We start from the raw sequence: 15,724 nt of genomic DNA, 5'->3' as shown, positions 1-15,724 counted from the left end.
TTATAAACTCCCGAAAAGTATATCATACAAAGAACCGAAAAGATTATTAAGTCTAAGAGAGATATTTTCTCTCTGCGTGTGTATGGCGATTTGTATTTGACGACTATTAGGTAAAACTTAGCTCGCATAAGATTTATTAAACGCTTAATTCTCGGAATTTTAGATTCATCTACGATGTTATTACCTCCAACTATTTTTTTGTAGTAATCTATAATCATATAGTTATATATTTATCTATTTGATGGGAACTACCGTTATATATACTTTAAAACCAAAGAAAAAATTTAAATATTAGTTAAAAATGTCCTATAATTATGCTTTAGATAATAATAAATTTATAAAATTGTTTATAAATTTTATTGAATCTAAAATTAAATATGTCTCGAGTTTAATAGTCGTTCTGCAATTAAATGATATGATATTTAACTCAAATTTAAATTATATGTTGTTAAATATTCCAAAATTGAATTTAAAGAATTATTTATGGCAATTCGCAGAACGGCCAATGTGCAAACCAATATAATGTGTTGAGGAGATAACATGAAAATTTTAAAAGATGGTAAGATTCTAATACTCTTAATTTCTCTTGTAGTTTCCATATTGCTAATAACGTTTAAGGGAGTTTCTCCAGGTATTGATTTAAGTGGAGGTTCTGTAATCGTTTTAAAATCAGAAAAGCCTATGAATGATGAAGAATTGACTTTAACTATCGATATCCTTGGAAAAAGATTGAACGCAAATGGTTTAAGTGATGTTAGGATTTATCCAAGAGGAAATGATGAAATCATTGTTGAAATTCCAAAAAGTGCTGATTTAGAGAGGATTGAAAAAATTTTAAGTAAGCAGGGGGTTTTTGTTGCTAAAATTGACAACATAACTGCCTATACAGGTAAGGATGTTAAAAGTGTAGAACCACCTCAACAAATACCACAGGGGAATGATTGGGCTTATGGGGTTCCATTTGAATTAACGTTAGAAGGGGCTAAAAATTTTGCAAAGGTAGCGGAGGGTAAAGCATATCATAGAGTTGAACTTTATATGGATGGTAAGTTAATAAGCAATCCAACATTGGCAGAGGGGCTTGCCGATGGTAAACCACATCCAAAACAAGTTATCACGGTTGGACCATATCCTCCATCAAAGGAAGAGGAAGACGAAGCAATGGCAATATATGCCGCATTAAAATCAGGTTCACTACCAGTTAAAGTTAATATTGAATATGTAAGTTCAATATCTCCAACACTTGGAAAAGAATTTGTCAAAGGTGCATTAATTGCTGGATTGTTGGCATTTATTGCTGTTGGGGTTGTTGTGGGGATAAGATACAAAAAACCAAAAATTATACTACCAATATTGTTCACCTGTGCATCGGAGATTTTGTTGATATTGGGTTTTGCTTCACTAATCAATTGGAAGATTGACTTAGCATCAATTGCTGGTATCATTGCCGCTGTGGGTACTGGTGTTGATGACCAAATAGTCATAACTGATGAGGCATTGGGTGGGGAGAAAAGACTTAAAAAAAGTATAAGAAGGGCGTTCTTCATCATCTTTGCTGCAGCAGGAACAACAATTGCGGCAATGGTACCATTATTCGTCATGGGTGTTGGAATGCTTAAAGGATTTGCAATAACAACAATAGCGGGTGTTTTAATTGGTGTCTTTATAACAAGACCAGCATTTGCAAGAATAATTGGATATATTATTTAAATATATTTATACGGGATTATCATGGCGAATAAATCGAAAACAAAGATTTTGAGAAATATTTTATTTTTTATTTTGGGGATTTTAATAATATTCGTTATAATTTTCTACATCGGGATTGGTGAAGTTGTAGAAGTATTTATGAGAACAAACCTCCTGTATTTCACAATAGCGTTTTTTATATACATATTGACTTTAACTGCCCTTGTTGCAAGGTGGAAATATCTAATAAGGATTATTGGATTTGATGCAAAGTTTAAGAACTTATTTCTTTTAATTCTCATGGGGCAGTTTGTAAATAACATAACTCCATCAATGAAAGGCGGAAGTGAGCCATTTAGGGCATACTACTTATCAAAGTTGGAGGACATCCCATACCACATAACATTTTCCACAGTAGTTGTTGAGAGACTTTTGGATAGTATTATTTTTTTATTGTTAACTTCAGTAGTTATTTTTTATTTTCTAATCAACGGCATAATGTATGCCAAAATATTCATCTTAGCATGGTTTCTTATCCTATGTTTGACAGTTTTAAGCATCTACATCATAATGCACAAAAGATTGGCATTTAAGATTGTTTTAAAAATTGCAAAACTAATTAGTAAATTTTCATCAAAGACATTTGATGAGGAAAAGATAAATAAATCCATAGAAGAATTCCAAAATAGTTTGTTGTTCTTTAAGGGGAGAAAGAAAGAACTTGTTGTTTGTGGAATACTATCTTTATTGTGGTGGGTGTTAGATATCCTTAGAGTTTATGTGATATTTGTTTCAATTTCATATTTTGCTTCGTTTTTTGTAATAGCGGCAACGTACTTAATATCTCTCCTTGTGGGGATGTTGCCAACACTTCCAGGGGGATTAGGAGCATCAGATACTGTTATGATTGCAACGTATTCAGTCCTAAATGTTCCATCATCTATTGCTGCAGTAGGAACTTTATTGGATAGGTTTATATCATATTGGTTGGCAACATTGATGGGTGCTATGGCATTAAAAATCATTAAGGCAAAAATAGATAAGGAAAAAAAAGAATAAAATCTATAGCGAACTTAAAAACTCATCAACTTTTTTAAAGTCTTTTTTTCCTTTTTCACTTTCAAGAGAGGAGGAAACATCAATTGCATAAGGTTTAACGACTTCAATTGCATTTTTGACATTGTCTTTATTTAAACCGCCTGCTAAGATAAGAGGCTTTTTTATGCTTTTTCTTATGGTTTTTGAGATTTTCCAGTTGTGAGTTTTTCCTTTAATTTTTATTTTTTCTATTTTTGTATCAACCAATAAGGCATCGCAGTATTTTTCATATTCCTTTGCAGTTTTTATTAACTCACTCAAATTTGCATCTTCCTTTGGAATATGCAAAACCTTTATTAGATTTGAGTTTATTTTTCCATCTTCCCTTAAATCATTTAATCTCTTCAAAAATTCAATATCTTCATTTCCATGTAATTGAATGGCATTTGGTTTTAATGAATTCTCAACCTTCAAAACTTCTTCAATATCTTTTGGCATTATAACAGCGACAATTGAAGTTAATGGATATACGTATTTTTTTAACTCTACCGCTTTTTTTAATGTTATTTTTCTTGGGGTTTCAACCGGTACATCGATAATCATTCCAACAGCATGCACTTTTTGGGAAATATAGGCCATATCTTCTTTATTTGTTATTCCACAGATTTTTATCTTTACCATATACAACACCATACATTTATATAGTTAATTATTTATATTATTGGATAACAACAAAACATTTATAATGCATCATACTCCCAATACAAAGCATCAAACAAAACTGCCACGGGATAGTCCATTTTAATAGATAAATTAGAGGCATAAGGTATTATTTTATATGCCTCCTCTGGTGTTTTTGGACAATAATATGGAATATTAAGAACATCTAAAAGTTTCTTTGTCCATTGACCCATAGGAATTTGTGCAGGGATTTTTTCTTTTAAATCCCCTCTGTGGCTAATTATTAAAAGTATGGGAATGTCATAAACCTTGTATAATGAACCGATGGCATTTATGGAGTTTCCCAATCCTGAATTTTGCATCAATAGGGCGGTTTTCTTTCCAGATAGGTGAGCACCAGCACAAACACCAAAACCCTCTTCTTCTCTTGTAACTGGAACATGGATAATTTCTTCATCGTTATAAATTAAATTTAGTAGATTTTTCAAATTTGCACATGGGACACTTGCTATAAAATCTATTCCTGATTCTTTAATTGCTTTATAAATACTCTCACTGCCTTTCATAATCTCACCATATTTTTATAATAAAAGTAATTCTTAGTTATTTTCACCTGTTTCATATATAATGATTGGTGATAGCATGAAGATTTACGTTGAAGGATATGGATGCACATTAAACATAGCAGATACAAACATCATTGAAAATTCATTAAAAGAATTCAATTTTGAGATAACGGATAACGTTGAGGATGCGGATTTAGTAATAATAAACACTTGTGTTGTTAGATTGGAAACAGAAAACAGAATGTTTGCAAGAATAAATTACTTCAAATCATTAGATAAAAAGGTTGTTGTGGCAGGCTGTTTAGCAAAGGCATTGAAGAAGAAGGTTGAAAACTTAGCGGATTTATTAATTATGCCAAGAGAAGCACACTTATCTGGAGAGATTATTCACGAGCATTTTGTTGAAAAAAATAAAAAAGAAAATACAATTAATTTAGAAGAAAAACTTAAATATATATCCCCTTCGTTAATAACACCACTTCCAATTTGTGAAGGATGCATAGGAGAGTGCTCATACTGCATTGTAAAGGTTGCAAGGGGAAGGTTAATCTCATATAGTAGGGAAAAAATTGTAAAAAAAGCAGAAGAATTGATAAACTCTGGAACAAAATGCCTATTGATTACTGCACAAGATACTGCATGTTATGGATTTGATATAAATGACAACCTTCCAAATTTAATAAATGATTTATGTTCAATTAACGGAGAATTTATAATGAGAATAGGTATGATGCACGCTAAAAATGTAGGTGATATCTTAGATGATTTAATTGAGGCATATAAAGATGAAAAAGTCGCTAAACTCTTACATTTACCATTGCAGAGTGGTGATGATGGGGTTTTGAAGGCAATGAAGAGAGGATATACTGTTGATGAGTTCATCTCAATCGTAAATGAATTTAGGAAAAAGATAGAGGACTTAACATTTGTAACTGACATTATTGTTGGTTTTCCAACAGAAACAGAAGAGGCATTTGAAAACACACTTGAAGTTTTAAGGAAAATAAAGCCAGATTATATCCATGGGGCTAAATACACATCAAGAAAATACACAGAAGCGGCAAGAATGAAACAAATTGATACAAAAATAAGAAAAAGAAGATCTGAGATTCTCGATAAGTTAAGGAGAGAGTTGAGTTATATGAATAATAAAAAATACGTTGGAAAGAAGATGAAGGTTTTAATAACTGAAGAAAATAAAGGAATTACCCACAACTTTAAAGTTGTTAGATTTAACGAAGATGCAGACATTGGAGCATTTAAAGAAATAAAAATAACTGATGCAAAAACATTTGGTTTGTTTGGGAATTTATAGTTGTTTGTGAAATTTATTGAATTTATTTAATTGTGTCCTAAATTTTAAATAAGGTATATATATTTTTCTTAATTTGAAGGTATTTTTCAACATCTAACGCAAACATTTAAAATCTTTTGAGGGATAGAATGGAATTTGAGGATTACACAAAGTTTATATGCGCAAGTGATGATTTTGAAAATGCAGATACAGTGATTTTTGGGATTCCTTATGATGGAACCACGAGTTTTAAGGCAGGGGCAAGATTTGGACCTAAGGCAATAAGGGAAGCATCATGGGGATTAGAAACATACAGCCCAATTTTAAAAAGGGATTTAATTGATTGTTCTTTTTGTGATATGCAGGATATATTTATTTATGGAACGCAGGAAGAAACATTTGAGAGGATATATAAAACTTCAAAAGAGATACTAAAAAGCAAAAAAATTCCAATCATGTTTGGAGGAGAGCATTCAGTAACGTATCCTGTTGTTAGGGCAATTAAGGATGTTTATGATGATTTTGTTCTTTTGCACTTTGATGCTCACTGCGATTTAAGGGACGAGTATTTAGGGAATAGATTATCCCACGCGTGCGTTATTAGAAGATGCTACGAATTAACAAAAGACATTTATCAATTTGGAATAAGAAGTGGGGACCAAGAAGAATGGGAATTTGCAGAAAACACAAAACTATCCATGGAATTGATGGGTAAGGAGGATGTAAAAGAAATTAAAGATTTAAATAAACCAATATATATAACTATTGATATTGATGTTTTAGATCCTGCCTACGCCCCTGGAACAGGAACACCAGAACCGTGTGGGTTTTCAACAAAAGAGTTATTAAATTCCCTATATAATTTAAAAGAAGTTAGTGATAGAATAGTTGGTTTTGATGTTGTTGAAGTTTCTCCACATTATGATATCGGAGGAATAACCTCTATAGCAGCGGCTAAAATTGTTAGGGAATTAATTTTGATGATATTATTATAAAAGTTCAATTAAATAATATTTAACAACTTATATTGTGTGATAATATGTTAGGGATAGCAACAAAATTGAGTCAAATAGAAAATGATGCATTAATTGAATTTAACAACAACATATCTAAACATTTTGATTATCATGTTATCGATGCTGAAAAGAATCCTTTAACTGATGAAGATATCTTAGAAAATTTAAAAAATGCAGTTTTAACAATTCAAAGTAGGAAGAAGGATGTTTTTGAGTTGTTAGATTTTTATGCATCATACGATTTTGATATATGTGTTGTTCTTGGGAATAAATCTTATTTGTCAGATGAAGAAAAAAGATATAAAAAATTTAGAATTTTAGATGTTATAAATAAATGCTTAAGGGTAAAAGATAACCTATGGGTAGGAACAGAGGGTGTAGAAGATATTGTGAAACAAATTATAGAGGAAAATGATTTAATCGCCTTCCATTTATACGGTTGTGAATGTAATATAAATGCAAAAAAAGCCATATATTTACCTTATGCAAACGAGATAAATGAAGATGCTTTAAAATCTATGGAAAACTACTTAAAAAGAAGAAAAAATTATGGTGGAAATTGGCAAGATTACCTTATTTCTTTGAGAAATATAAAAGAGGATTTTATAAAAAATATAAAAAGCAAAAATGACATAATTGTAGGCTACCCAATAAAACCACACATTCATGAAATTATGCATTTTAAAGAAATATTTGAGGGATAATCATGAGCATTGACTTGCAGAGTATAGAGAAAAAATGGCAAAAGAAGTGGGAAGAGGCAAAGATTTTTGAATCAAATCCTGATGAGAGGGAAAAGTTCTTTATAACCGCAGCGTTTCCATACTTAAATGGTGTTCTACACGCAGGGCATTTGAGAACCTTCACTATCCCCGAGGTTGTTGCAAGATACCAAAGAATGAAAGGAAAGAATGTATTATGGACTTTTGGATACCACGTTACTGGAACCCCAATTTTAGGACTTGCTGAGCAGATAAAGGAGAAAAAAGAAAACATCATCTGGGCATACAACAAACTCCACAATATCCCAATGGATGAACTTCTCTCCCTAACGACTCCTGAAAATGTTGTTGAATACTTCTCAAAAAAGGCAACTGAGACATTTAAAAGAATGGGCTTTGCATTAGATTGGAGAAGAAACTTTAAGACAGATGATGAAGTTTTCAACAAATTTATCGAATGGCAATTTTACAAATTAAAAGAGAAAGGGTATATTGTAAAAGGTTCCCACCCAGTTAGATACTGCCCAAAATGTGACAACCCAGTTGAAGACCACGATTTGTTGCATGGTGAAAATGCCACATTGGTAGAGTACGTTTTAATTAAATTTGAGTTGGAATTTGATAATGATAGATGCATCATGCCGATGGCAACATTAAGACCAGAGACAGTATTTGGAGTTACAAACGTTTGGGTAAATCCGGAGGAAACCTATGTTAAAGCAAGGGTCTGGATTGAAAAAGAAACTGATGATGGTATTGAGTTGATAGATAATGGTATATGGATAATGAGCAAAGAATGTGCAGAAAAACTTGCCCACCAAGATAGGAAAGTAGAGATAATCAAGGAGTTTAAAGGGGAAGAACTCATCAACAAGAAAGTAATCAATCCTATAACAAAAAAAGAAGTCCCAATCTTTCCTGCAAGTTTTGTCTCAACAGAGATTGGAACTGGATGCGTTATGAGTGTTCCAGCACATGCCCCTTATGACTACATTGCATTGAGGGATTTGGGGAAGGTTGAGGATGTTGGATTAATTCCATTGATAAAGGTTGAGGGTTATGGAAAGTTCCCTGCAAAAGAGATTGTAGAGAAGATGGGCATTAAGAATCAAAATGATGAGGAATTGTTGGAGAAAGCAACAAACAAGATTTATAAAGATGAGTTCCACAAAGGAGTTTTAAATGAAAACTGCGGAGAATATGCAGGGATTCCTGTTAGGGAGATAAAGGAAAAATTAACAAAGGATTTCATAAAGAAAGGAATCGCAGAGATAATGTATGAATTTAGTGAGGAAAATGTTGTTTGTAGATGTGGAACAAAATGTATAGTTAAGACTGTAAAAGGACAGTGGTTCATAAAATACTCTGATGAAGAATGGAAAAAATTGGCACACAAATGCGTAGATAGAATGAACTTCATCCCTGAAAGTGCAAGAAAAGAGTTCCACAACAAAATTGACTGGATGAAAGATAAGGCATGTGCAAGGAAAAAAGGTTTAGGGACAAAGTTACCATTTGATAAAGAATGGGTTATTGAGAGTTTATCTGACTCAACAATCTACATGGCATACTATACAGTGGCAAAATTCATCAACGAGAAAGGCATAAAACCAGAGCAATTGACTGAGAAGTTGTTTGATTATGTATTTTTAGGCAAAGGAAATGTTGAGGAAATTGAGAAAGAAACAGAACTTCCAAAGGACTTAATTAAGGAGATGAGGAAGGAGTTTTTATACTGGTATCCATTGGATTGGAGATGCTCTGCAAAGGACTTAGTGCCAAACCACTTGACGTTCTTTATATTCAACCACGTGGCAATATTCCCTGAGGAGTTATGGCCAAGAGGTATTGTAGTTAATGGATATGTTACAATTGAAGGTAAGAAACTATCAAAATCCAAGGGGCCTGTACTGCCAGTTATGGAAGTTGCTGAAAAATACGGGGCTGATGTTGGGAGATTTTATATAACAACATGTGCAGAACTTCCACAAGATGCAGATATTAAATTTAAAGAGATGGAAAGGGCAAGGGAAAACTTAATAAGGTTCTATGAATTTGCCATGGAGGTTATTGATTTATTTGAAAAAGATAAAGGAGGAGAACTTAATTATATAGATAGATGGATGTTGCATAAATTATACAATGCAGTAAAAATAGGTGATGAGGCATTCTCAAATATTCAGTTGAGGAGAGCAGGGCTATTATTCTATGAGTTAATGAATGATATTAGATGGTACAAGAGGAGAGGGGGAAACAATCCAAAAGTTTTAATGGAGGTTCTTGAAGTTCTCGTTAAATTGATGGCTCCATTCACTCCGCATTTATGTGAGGAAATTTGGGAAAAGATGGGCAAAGATACCTTCATATCCAATGAAAAATTCCCAGAAGTTAAGGAAGAGTTTATTAACGAAGATTATGAACTTGGGGAGGAATATATCAGATCAATAATGGATGATATAAGAGAGATTATTGAAGTCACAAAAATCCAACCAAAGAAAATCTATCTCTACACTGCAGATGATTGGAAGTATGAGGTTTTGGAGATAATGAATGAGAATAAAGGAGATAATGTAAAGCAATTAATGCCAAAGATTATGAAGAATGAGAAATTCAGAAGATATGGAAAAGAGATTCCTAAATTAATACAACAATTAACAAAGATTGGAGTTAAAAAACCAATAAATGAAGAAGAAATCTTAAACAATGCAAAGGAATTCCTTGAGAAGGAATTTGGTGCAGAGGTTATTATAAATGGAGAAGATATAAAAGGTAAGAAAAAATACGCAATTCCATACAAACCGGCAATCTATTTGGAATAAATTTTATTTTTCCCCAGAAATAACTACAAATCCCCCTTCTCCGTAATCATCCTTTACCTCCACCTTATCACACAAATTTTTAAAAATTGTTTGTGTGATTCTTATATTTTTAAAATTTAGTTCTTTTAGCATTTCTATAACATCATTAGCGGATAAGAATTTTGCATCCTTATAAAATTTGCTCTTTTCCTTTTTTTCCTTATATATCTTTCCCAAGAAACTATCTCCATCTATAATGCCGATTATTATTTTTCCTCCTTTCTTTAAAACTCTTTTTGCCTCTTTTAACATCTTTTTTGGATCTTCTGCAAACTCCAAGGTTGTGTTTATTAAAACAAAATCAAAACTCCCATCATTAAATGGAAGGTTTTCTCCCTTACTTATGATAACTTTTAATCCTCTTTTTTCTGCTATTTTTGCCATTTCTTTTGATATATCAACGCCAATTTTTATGTTGAAAGGTTTAGCAAATCTTCCAGTTCCAATTCCTATCTCTAATCCATCTCCTTTTGGAATGTGTCTTTTCAATGCCTCAATCTCTGATTTGTAGATAATTTCGTTTTCATCAAACCATCTATCATATTCCTTAGCATATCTATCAAAAACATTCATCGTCATCCCTATTTTTTTAATAAAACGTTATCTCCAACTTTAACACCCAATATTCTCCACGAAACTTTTTAAAAAAGTTTCATCAAAACGTGATAGGATGCTTCGCTTCGCTCAGCATCCTCTCTTTCTCAACAGGACATTGTCTCCAACTTTAACACCAATATTTCCAGCAACTGGCACACATTTTGCTTTTAGTATGTAGTATAGTGGTTTGTTTATTCTATCCTCATATTCAGTTAAACTTTCATAGTTCCCCATTCCTTTGGCAATAACTAAATCAGAACTTTCAAATTCCTTCAGAAATTCCTCTGAACATTCTTCTAAAATAATTCCAATAATATCGCTTCCAGTCGTTATAACCTTTGCTATTTTGTCAATGCCAACTAATTTAGCATCCTCTAAGGTAGCATCATTTAAAATTGGCTTTCCTTTAACTGCAACAACTACTTCATCAACGTATTTTTTTATTTCCTCAATCAGTACTCTGTCAAACACTATTTCTCCAGCGTTGTCACAAACGTAAAATACCTTTTTTGATGATTTTAAATCCTTCAATAATTCTTCTGAATAATCAACCTTCAAATCTCCCTCAACGGTTTCTTTTATTTTTGAGATAATATCTATATCTGTACTGTATGGTCCAAAATCAATAACATTTCCAGCAATTGCTACTTTTATCTTTCTCCTTAACCTCTCCAAATCATCATCAACTTCAACATAATCCTTTATTTTTTCCAAATAGTTTAGAGCAATTTTGTTTGCTATTTCCTTTAATCTTTTGTAAGGGTCATCATTGCCACTTATCTTCTTCAAGTATCTATGGACATTAGTTCCCATCCACGCTGGGACAGCATCTTCCCCATAAACTTCCATAATAATTCCCAAACAATCTTTTACTAATTTAAACTGTTCTTTTTCATTATTTGTTATCTCTCTTGCAGCATCAACCACCTGCCTTATTATACAGGTAGCGCATTCTGGTTTAATCTTCAAAAATATCACCTTAAATATTTTTAAAAATTTTTAAAGTATTTATGGCGCAAATGAGTATATATACATCACGTATTTAAAATTTTAACAAAATTTAAATGAGAATATAATTCTTCCAATTTTTTAAAAAAAGGTACATATGTGTTAAATTAAAAAAATAGGATTTTAGAATTAAATAAGGAAATAAGTTTCCTGCTTCCGAAAATTATATATATGTGTACATTACAAGGATAATTGAATATTACACCAGAGGTGTAGGTATGAATAAATTGAAGATTCTTATACTTGGATTAATTTTGAGTACTTTGGTGATATGTGGGTGCGTAGAGGAAAGCAAGTCAATCCATATATGGGCAGGAAAAGGATTTAAAGAGCCATTAATTGCAATATCCAAAGATTTTTCTGAAAAAGAAAATGTAAAAATTGATTTTTCATTTGTAGGGTTTTATGAAATGGTAAAACATGTGAATAAAACGAATGCAGACATTGTCATAGCCCCAAAAAAATATGAGTTGTTCAATGTCAGGACAATAGAACTTCTTGAGAAAAAGGGATTAGTAAAGGATTCTAAACCATTTATTAAAAGAATTCCAGTGATTGTGGTTAGAAAAGGTAGTGATATTAACTCATTAAGTGATTTAAATGGTAAAAAAATAGCCCTTATAAATCAAACCAAATATCATATCCCAGGAGGATGTTTAGGTAACGAAATTGTTAGAAAGGAGAAAATAAATGGAACATTTATCTTTATATCACCAAAGAATCTAATAAATGCAGTTAAGGAAGAAAAGGCAGACGCTACAATAGTGTGGCTTGACACCATTAAAAAAGACGATACTATAAAAGTTATTCCAATTGATGGTTATGAACTTCAATTGTACATTGCTATTATAAATGATAATGAAGTGGTAAGGAAGTATGTTGATTATTTATTGTCTCATAAAGAAGAATTTGAAAAATATGGATGGAGGTGAGGTTTATGCATAGTTTTGGGATTGTAGAACCGTTTGTATTATTTATTGGATTAATGTTGATGGGAATCTCTGCAGTTAAATATAAAGATATATTGATAAAATCAGTTCCTTCATTATTAATAGAGTTTTAGCAAAAATGTATATTATTTTTGGTTAACATAATGCTTAAATAGTGAGTTCTAATAATTAATATTTTGTAATCAGATTACATTAATAGTAACTACATTTAATTTCAGTGATATTATGGATGAAATCGATAAAAGAGCCATAGAAATACTTTTAAAAGCCCCGTTTATGACTGAAGAAGAGATGAAAAACACCGTTAAAATATTAAAACAAATGGCAAGGATGAAGAGGGATAAAAATAGAGGAAATACAAGAAAAATTTTAGATTATTGGGCAAATGAAGCATATAATATAAGTATAAGAGGGTGAATTTATGAAATTGAAAAAAATATTATCTCCATTTATTTTGTTTATTTTAATTTTTGGAGTGTTGTTATGTGGTTGTATGGAGAAAACATCCTCATCAACCCAAAATACAAAAGAAACTACCTATGCATCAAATGAAGAAAGCACAAAATTCATAGTAATTACGGATCTTCGAGGAAAAGAGGTAAAAATTCCTGCAAATGCTTCAAGATATGTTTGTTTATTCCCCATGGCATTGCCATTTTTCTATATAATTCATGCTCAAAATGGACTTGTAGGATATCCTGGTTTTGGTGCTAAAAAAGACCCCTATTTCTCTGGAAATTTAATATTAAAAGTAGATCCTGATTTTAAAAAAAGATGTGCTGATGTAGGCTATCCTGGAAATCCAAATATAGAAACAATACTTGCAACAAAATCAGACTTTGTTGTGAATATGTATGCTGCAAAATCATGCAGTATGATTGAGAAAAAGAGAATTCCAGTTATTGGTGTAGCAGGTAGTTTTGGAAATATGGGTGAGTTATTAAAAAGCGTTGAAATTTTGGGTAAAGCAACAAATCATGAAAAAGATGCAAAGATGTTTATTGATTATTACAAAAGTAGGATTAATTGTGTAAATAGAACAAAAAATGTCAAAGAAAGACCAAAAGTTCTTTATTTAAGTTATCAAGGACCTTATGGAAATAAATTAACTTCTGGTGGGAAATTTAACACTCTTGTTCATGATATAATTACAAAGGCGGGAGGTATTGATGTTGCAGAAAATGTTACTGGGCAATTTGGGCAGATATCCATTGAGGATATTCTAAAATGGAATCCAGATATAATATTGATTGGAAGTGGAGGAACTAAAGAATATATCTATTCAAATGAAAAACTCAAAGATATAAATGCTGTTAAAAATAGAAGAGTATATATTGTCCCTTACGATGGAAAAGTGAGATATTCAACATGGTATGCACCAGAAAAATCAAGTTTGGGGTTATTATGGACTGCTAAGTTATTGCATCCAGATAAATTTAAGGATTTGAACATAACCTATGAAGCGGAATATTACTATAAAACGTTCTGGGGCTTAGAGTTGGGTAAGGATATCAAAATATATGGTGACTTCCCATGGAAAAATCAGTAATGGTATTAATTATTCTAATCTTAACTCTAATTTTTACTGGCTTTTTATCTTTATTTTTAGGAACATTTCCCATGTCCCCCAAAGATGTTATTGATACAATTTTAGGGGAAAATGTTTCAGATACCTACAATACGGTTATCTACGATATAAGATTGCCAAGAATATTGTTTGCCATTATTGTAGGGAGTGGTTTAAGTGTGGCAGGTGCTGTATATCAAAGTACATTTAAGAATCCCCTTGTCTCTCCTTACATATTGGGAACTTCCTCTGGTTCAGCATTTGGAGCGGCATTGGCTATCCTTCTAAATCAGAACATTTATATTATCCAAATATCTGCCTTTATATTTGGTATAATGGCAACTTTAATTGCTTATCTTCTTGCAAGAGAAAAAGGAAGGTTATCTATACTTAGTTTGGTAATATGTGGAGTAATTGTAAATTCATTCTTTCAGGCGTTGTTAGGAATAACAAAATACTTTGCAGATACTGAAAGTCAGTTACCTTCAATTATATTTTGGATTATGGGGAGTTTTTCAGGCGTTGATTGGGATAGTTGGGTGGTATTGGCAATTATTATAGTTGGTATTTCCATTTTATGTGCAATGAGATGGCATCTAAATGTGATGTCAATGAGTGATGAAGAGGCAAGATCTTTAGGCATTGATATTGATAAATCAAGAAAAATTATAATATTTATGGCCACACTCATAACGGCATCAGCAGTTAGCGTTGTTGGCATTGTTGGGTGGGTTGGGCTTGTAATTCCCCATATATCCCGTTTGATAGTTGGAGTAGATAATACAAAAGTGATTCCAACGAGTATCTTATTGGGAGGAATATTTTTACTTATTACCGATGATTTGGCAAGGACAATAACAACTGGAGAAGTTCCAATTGGGATTTTAACATCATTTGTTGGAGCCCCATTCTTTGCCTATCTCTACCACGTACAAAAAAAGGCGATAGTATGTTGAAGGTTGAAAATCTAAACTTTGAATATAGTAAATCCATTGAGATTCTAAAAGACATTACATTCTCATTAAAAAAGGGAGAGATATGCACATTATTGGGTCCCAATGGTTCAGGAAAATCAACACTATTAAAATGTATTGACAAACTCTTGAGACCTAAAAGAGGAGTTATTATTGTAGAAAATGAAAATATTGATAATTTAACTGAAAAAGAACTTGCTAAAAAGATATCATTTTTACCACAGGAGCATAATTCTCCTTTTCCATATACGGTTTTGGATATCGTCTTAATGGGGAGAGCCCCATACATTGGAATGCTTTCCAAACCCTCCAAAAAAGACGTTAAAATAGCCAAAAGATGCATTGAGATTATTGGCATTGGAGAGTTAATGTATAAACCATACACTCAACTAAGTGGAGGGCAGAAAAAACTTGTACTGATAGCGAGGGCATTGGCACAAGAACCAAAAATCCTACTGTTGGATGAGCCAACAAATCACTTAGACTTCAAAAATCAATACATGGTTTTGAGTAAAATGAGAGAAATAGTAAAAAACAATAAATTATCCTCCATTATAACTTTACACGACCCAAACTTAGCGTCAATATTCTCAGACAAAATTGTGATGTTGAAGAGAGGGAAGATAATAGGTTTTGGAGATGTTAATGAGGTTATGACACTTGAAAATCTTAGAAAACTTTATGATATGGACATTGAAATGCCAAGAATAAATTACAATCGCAAGATTATCCTACCAAAATTGGAAAATTTAGTGGTTTAGGTG

Annotated in this window: 16 protein-coding genes; 12 read left to right on the top strand and 4 right to left on the bottom strand. The window is 31.9% G+C overall.

Annotated elements, in window-relative coordinates:
• Nucleotides 1–540 precede the first annotated feature (540 nt).
• Nucleotides 541–1,710 (top strand): preprotein translocase subunit SecD, encoded by a 1,170-nt coding sequence (locus METFODRAFT_RS01440; protein ID WP_007043743.1) that lies wholly within the window; start codon nucleotides 541–543, stop codon nucleotides 1,708–1,710.
• 21 nt (nucleotides 1,711–1,731) lie between these two features.
• A complete protein-coding gene (locus tag METFODRAFT_RS01435) occupies nucleotides 1,732–2,748 on the top strand; it encodes a UPF0104 family protein (RefSeq protein ID WP_007043742.1) in 1,017 nt (338 codons plus the stop codon).
• Between the two features lie 3 nt (nucleotides 2,749–2,751).
• Here the strand turns inward: METFODRAFT_RS01435 and METFODRAFT_RS01430 are convergent, their stop codons facing one another.
• Together METFODRAFT_RS01430 and comD are read right to left on the bottom strand one after the other, a co-directional pair.
• Complete coding sequence (locus tag METFODRAFT_RS01430) at nucleotides 2,752–3,408, bottom strand: phosphoribosylanthranilate isomerase (RefSeq protein ID WP_007043741.1); 657 nt, start codon at nucleotides 3,406–3,408, stop codon at nucleotides 2,752–2,754.
• A gap of 59 nt (nucleotides 3,409–3,467) precedes the next feature.
• Complete coding sequence (gene comD / locus METFODRAFT_RS01425; RefSeq protein ID WP_007043740.1) at nucleotides 3,468–3,974, bottom strand: sulfopyruvate decarboxylase subunit alpha; 507 nt, start codon at nucleotides 3,972–3,974, stop codon at nucleotides 3,468–3,470.
• Nucleotides 3,975–4,050: 76 nt separating this feature from the next.
• Between comD and METFODRAFT_RS01420 the strand changes: the two genes are divergently transcribed.
• The 4 genes from METFODRAFT_RS01420 (at nucleotide 4,051) to leuS (ending at nucleotide 9,825) form a co-directional block, all read left to right on the top strand.
• Nucleotides 4,051–5,289 carry a tRNA (N(6)-L-threonylcarbamoyladenosine(37)-C(2))-methylthiotransferase gene (locus tag METFODRAFT_RS01420; RefSeq protein WP_048115259.1) on the top strand — a complete coding sequence of 413 codons (1,239 nt, stop codon included), beginning with the start codon at nucleotides 4,051–4,053 and terminating at the stop codon, nucleotides 5,287–5,289.
• 128 nt (nucleotides 5,290–5,417) lie between these two features.
• Entirely contained in the window at nucleotides 5,418–6,263 is an 846-nt protein-coding gene (speB, locus tag METFODRAFT_RS01415; protein ID WP_007043738.1) for an agmatinase, read from the top strand.
• A 44-nt stretch (nucleotides 6,264–6,307) separates the two neighbouring features.
• A complete protein-coding gene (locus tag METFODRAFT_RS01410; protein WP_007043737.1) occupies nucleotides 6,308–6,988 on the top strand; it encodes a hypothetical protein in 681 nt (226 codons plus the stop codon).
• Between the two features lie 2 nt (nucleotides 6,989–6,990).
• Nucleotides 6,991–9,825, top strand: a complete 2,835-nt coding sequence (gene leuS / locus METFODRAFT_RS01405; RefSeq protein ID WP_007043736.1) for a leucine--tRNA ligase — start codon at nucleotides 6,991–6,993, stop codon at nucleotides 9,823–9,825.
• Nucleotides 9,826–9,828: 3 nt separating this feature from the next.
• Here the strand turns inward: leuS and METFODRAFT_RS01400 are convergent, their stop codons facing one another.
• Nucleotides 9,829–10,437, bottom strand: a complete 609-nt coding sequence (locus METFODRAFT_RS01400; RefSeq protein WP_007043735.1) for a class I SAM-dependent methyltransferase — start codon at nucleotides 10,435–10,437, stop codon at nucleotides 9,829–9,831.
• Nucleotides 10,438–10,548: 111 nt separating this feature from the next.
• Nucleotides 10,549–11,430, bottom strand: a complete 882-nt coding sequence (locus tag METFODRAFT_RS01395; protein ID WP_007043734.1) for a damage-control phosphatase ARMT1 family protein — start codon at nucleotides 11,428–11,430, stop codon at nucleotides 10,549–10,551.
• 257 nt (nucleotides 11,431–11,687) lie between these two features.
• On the opposite strand from METFODRAFT_RS01395, the gene METFODRAFT_RS01390 reads away from it, so the two are divergent.
• From METFODRAFT_RS01390 to METFODRAFT_RS01370, 6 genes are all read left to right on the top strand, one after another.
• Entirely contained in the window at nucleotides 11,688–12,401 is a 714-nt protein-coding gene (locus METFODRAFT_RS01390) for a substrate-binding domain-containing protein (RefSeq protein WP_007043733.1), read from the top strand.
• A 5-nt stretch (nucleotides 12,402–12,406) separates the two neighbouring features.
• Nucleotides 12,407–12,532 carry a hypothetical protein gene (locus METFODRAFT_RS11690; RefSeq protein WP_007043732.1) on the top strand — a complete coding sequence of 42 codons (126 nt, stop codon included), beginning with the start codon at nucleotides 12,407–12,409 and terminating at the stop codon, nucleotides 12,530–12,532.
• A 112-nt stretch (nucleotides 12,533–12,644) separates the two neighbouring features.
• A complete protein-coding gene (locus METFODRAFT_RS01385; protein ID WP_007043731.1) occupies nucleotides 12,645–12,836 on the top strand; it encodes a hypothetical protein in 192 nt (63 codons plus the stop codon).
• 4 nt (nucleotides 12,837–12,840) lie between these two features.
• Complete coding sequence (locus METFODRAFT_RS01380) at nucleotides 12,841–13,968, top strand: ABC transporter substrate-binding protein (RefSeq protein ID WP_007043730.1); 1,128 nt, start codon at nucleotides 12,841–12,843, stop codon at nucleotides 13,966–13,968.
• Nucleotides 13,953–14,942: a FecCD family ABC transporter permease gene (locus METFODRAFT_RS01375; protein ID WP_048115254.1), complete on the top strand. Its 990-nt coding sequence runs from the start codon at nucleotides 13,953–13,955 to the stop codon at nucleotides 14,940–14,942. The genes METFODRAFT_RS01380 and METFODRAFT_RS01375 overlap by 16 nt, the downstream gene beginning before the upstream one ends.
• Nucleotides 14,936–15,721 (top strand): ABC transporter ATP-binding protein, encoded by a 786-nt coding sequence (locus METFODRAFT_RS01370; protein WP_007043728.1) that lies wholly within the window; start codon nucleotides 14,936–14,938, stop codon nucleotides 15,719–15,721. Before METFODRAFT_RS01375 ends, METFODRAFT_RS01370 begins: the two co-directional genes overlap by 7 nt.
• The last annotated feature ends 3 nt before the right edge of the window (nucleotides 15,722–15,724 follow it).

It is taken from the genome of Methanotorris formicicus Mc-S-70 (assembly GCF_000243455.1).
GTDB lineage: Archaea > AGJL01 > Methanococci > Methanococcales > Methanococcaceae > Methanotorris > Methanotorris formicicus.
This window is presented reverse-complemented; position numbering and strand designations above follow the sequence as displayed.